Source organism: Streptomyces sp. S6, from assembly GCF_054880855.1.
The window spans coordinates 1-2,992 of the sequence record NZ_JBTYMC010000503.1 but is presented as its reverse complement, the minus strand read 5'-3'; the positions used below and the strand labels follow the sequence as shown (position 1 = coordinate 2,992).

General features: G+C 75.8%; 4 protein-coding genes. 1 reads left to right on the top strand and 3 read right to left on the bottom strand.

The window, feature by feature from the left end; translation table 11 throughout:
• Positions 1-636: B12-binding domain-containing protein (locus ACVNF4_RS34375; protein WP_461806788.1), on the top strand; the 636-nt coding region annotated here is incomplete at its 5' end.
• On the opposite strand, the gene ACVNF4_RS34370 is transcribed toward ACVNF4_RS34375, so the two are convergent.
• From ACVNF4_RS34370 to ACVNF4_RS34360, 3 genes are all read right to left on the bottom strand, one after another.
• A complete protein-coding gene (locus ACVNF4_RS34370) occupies positions 611-1,948 on the bottom strand; it encodes a cryptochrome/photolyase family protein (RefSeq protein ID WP_461806787.1) in 1,338 nt (445 codons plus the stop codon). The genes ACVNF4_RS34375 and ACVNF4_RS34370 overlap by 26 nt on opposite strands.
• 103 nt (positions 1,949-2,051) lie before the next feature.
• Complete coding sequence (locus ACVNF4_RS34365) at positions 2,052-2,300, bottom strand: hypothetical protein (RefSeq protein WP_461806786.1); 249 nt, start codon at positions 2,298-2,300, stop codon at positions 2,052-2,054.
• A gap of 49 nt (positions 2,301-2,349) precedes the next feature.
• The gene (locus ACVNF4_RS34360; protein ID WP_461806789.1) at positions 2,350-2,958 is read right to left on the bottom strand and encodes an alpha/beta hydrolase; all 609 of its coding nucleotides are present in this window, start codon (positions 2,956-2,958) and stop codon (positions 2,350-2,352) included.
• Between the last annotated feature and the right edge of the window lie 34 nt (positions 2,959-2,992).

Below are 2,992 nucleotides of genomic sequence, written 5' to 3'. Positions count from 1 at the left end.
TCGGGGGGTGCGCGGCGTGAGTGCCGGGGGCTCGCGCGGGCCGCCGCGCGGCTGGACGCGCCTGCTGTGGCACGGCTGTTGGGGGCGGCGGTGGACAGGTACGGGGTGACGGTCGCGTGGGAGGAGGTGATGGCACCGGTGTTGCACGCCGTGGGGCGCAAGTGGGCGTCGTCCGGGGACCGTTACGTGGAGGTGGAGCACCTGCTGTCCTGGCACGTCTCCACCGCCCTGCGCCGCCGTGCCGCCCCGGTGGCCGGTGCCGGGCCCGTCGTGCTGGCGTGTGTGCCGGACGAGCAGCACACGCTGGCGCTGGAGGCGCTGCACGCGGGGCTCGCCGAACGGGGGCTGCCCGCGCGGATGTTCGGGGCGGCCGTGCCGGTGTCCGCGCTGACGGCGGCGGTGGACCGGCTCGGTCCCTCCGCGGTCGTGCTGTGGGCGCAGACCCGGTCCACGGCGAACCCGGCGCCGGCCCGGCGGGTCGCGGACGTGCGGTGGGGGGTGAAGGGGGCCCGCCGGGGGCCGCTGGTGGTGCTGGGCGGGCCCGGCTGGCTGGGGCGGGTCGGTGAGGGGATGGTGTGGCCGGGGAGTCTGCGGGAGGCGCTGGACACGCTCAGTCGAGGCCGCGGGCCTGTTTGAAGCGGGCGAGGCCGTCGGAGAGGTCCACGATCCGGTCGGGGTAGCCTGCCACGCCGCCCAGCCGCCAGGGTTCGTGGATCAAGGGGGCGTCCAGTGCGGCCAGTTCGGGGACCCAGCGGCGCACGTACGCGCCGTCGGGGTCGTAACGCTTCGCCTGCGTCACGGGGTTGAGGACACGGTTGGGGCGGGAGTCGGTGCCGGTGCCCGCCATCCACTGCCAGTTGAGCTGGTTGTTCGCGATGTCGCCGTCGACGAGCAGTTCCAGGAAGTGCGCGGCGCCCACCCTCCAGTCGACGTAGAGGGTCTTGGTGAGGAAGCTCGCGGTGAGCAGGCGGCCCCGGTTGTGCATCCAGCCCTCGTGCAGGAGCTGGCGCATCGCCGCGTCGACGATCGGGTAGCCGGTGCGGCCCGCCTTCCACGCCTCGACGTCCTCCCGCGCGTCGCCCTCGGTGCGCCAACGGTCGTGTTTCGTACGGTAGTCGGTGTGCGCGGTGTGCGGGCGGGCGGCGAGGACCTGGCGGTGGAAGTCGCGCCAGGCGAGCTGCCTGATGAACGCCTCCGCGCCGGGGCCGCCGGCCGCGCGGGCCCGGTGGACCAGTTCCACCGGGGAGAGCGTGCCGAAGTGCAGGTGCGGGGAGAGTTTCGAGGTGGCGTCCCCGGCGAGGTCGTCGTGCCGGTCCTCGTACGCCGCGATCCCGCTCCGCAGCCAGGCCGCGAGGAGTGCCCGGCCGGCCGTCTCGCCGCCCCACCTGCCGGTGTGGACGGGGAGGGGCTCGGAGTCGACGTCGTCGGGGACGTGTACGGTGCGCGGGGCGGTGAGGGGGCCCCGCAGCGGGGTGTGGGACCAGTGCCGGTGGTAGGGCGTGAACACCGCGAAGTGGTCCGAGCCGGCCGGGAGGACGGCGCCGGGGGCGACCGCCGTGTTGACCGTGTCGTGCACGTGGAGCCGGACGCCCTGTGCGGTCAGCGCCCGGCGCAGCCGCTCCTCCCTGCGGTGCGCGTACGCGCTGACGTCGGCCGCCATGTGGACGTCGCCGGCACCGGTCCGCGCACAGACGCGGCCCACCTCCTCGACGGGGTCCCCGGTGCGGACGACGAGCCGGCCGCCGCGTTCCCTCAGGCCCGCGTCGAGGTCGTGGAGGCAGTCCGCGAGGAACGCGAGGCGGTGCGGGGCGGCGAAGCCGGCGGCGTCCACGGCCGGGTCGCGGACGAAGAGGGGGACGGTCTGCCGGGCGCCGTCGAGGGCCGCCCGCAGCGGCGGGTGGTCGTGGAGTCGGAGGTCGGAGGTGAACAGGGTGATCGAGGTGTTCATGGTGCGTGCTCCCGGGGGGGGTGGGTTCTCCGAGAAGCGGTTCCCTCCGGGGGGCGGGTTCGGATGCGCCGTCACCGGATCGCCGTATCGGCCGTGTGCGCCGTCAGGCGGTGACCCGGACGTCGACGGCCCTCATGTCCAGCCCCGCCTCCCGTTCGGCGGCCTCCCACACCTTGTCCCTGACCCGTGCCGCGAGCCGTGGGCGCACGGCGCCGTCGAGGGCCCGGACGTCGACGCGGACCTCGACGCCGCCGCCGTCGGCGCGGAGGATCCGGCAGCACTCCGCGCGGACTCCGGGCACCGTCTCCGCCGCCGTGCGCAGGGCACGGGCCACTTCGGTGGGGTCTGTCATCGCGGGCCTCCCGTACTGGTGGGGGCGGCACGGCGCCGTCCCGTACGGGTCACTTCCGCCGGGGGGCACCGTCCGGATGCACCCCGGGGGCCGTGGCCGGGGCCAGGAGGTCCGCGACGACCGATGCCGTCGTCCGGTGCCAGGTCCCGTAGCGGCGCAGCATCGCGTGGTCGCCGCCGGCGACGACCACCAGTGCGGTCCGGGCGGCGATCCCCGTCGCCCGGCGGATCACCTCGGCGGTCTCCTCGGCCGACGTGATCCGGTCCCGGTCCCCGTGCAGCGCGATCACCTGCCGTCCGGCGGTCTGCTCCACCGGCTCCTGCGCGGGCCACCACGGCGCGAGCCCCACCACTCCCCGCACCGACGCGTGCCCGGCGGCCCGCAGCGCGGCCCGTCCGCCCATGGAGTGCCCGACGAGCACGACCGGTACGTCTCCGGCCCGCTCGGCCAGTTCGTCCAGCGCCCGGAGGGTGTCCCGCACGGGGTCGGCCCGGTCCCCGTTCCAGCCCCGCACGCGGTACCGCACCCGTCCGATCAGCACGTCGTCCGGCACGGCCCCCGCGACCGCCCGCAGGACGGGCCCCATCCGCAGGGCGGCCGCCGCACCAGAGCGGCGTCGGTCCGGATCTCGTTCTCGTGCATCATCAGCGCGGGACACTAGCCCGCCCCTGCGGTGCACGGCATCCGAGTTT

Bases quoted from the DNA above. Each gene is read 5' to 3' on its own strand.
- ACVNF4_RS34370 (WP_461806787.1), bottom strand. From the start codon at position 1,948: ATGAACACCTCGATCACCCTGTTCACCTCCGACCTCCGACTCCACGAC.
- ACVNF4_RS34365 (WP_461806786.1), bottom strand. From the start codon at position 2,300: ATGACAGACCCCACCGAAGTGGCCCGTGCCCTGCGCACGGCGGCGGAG.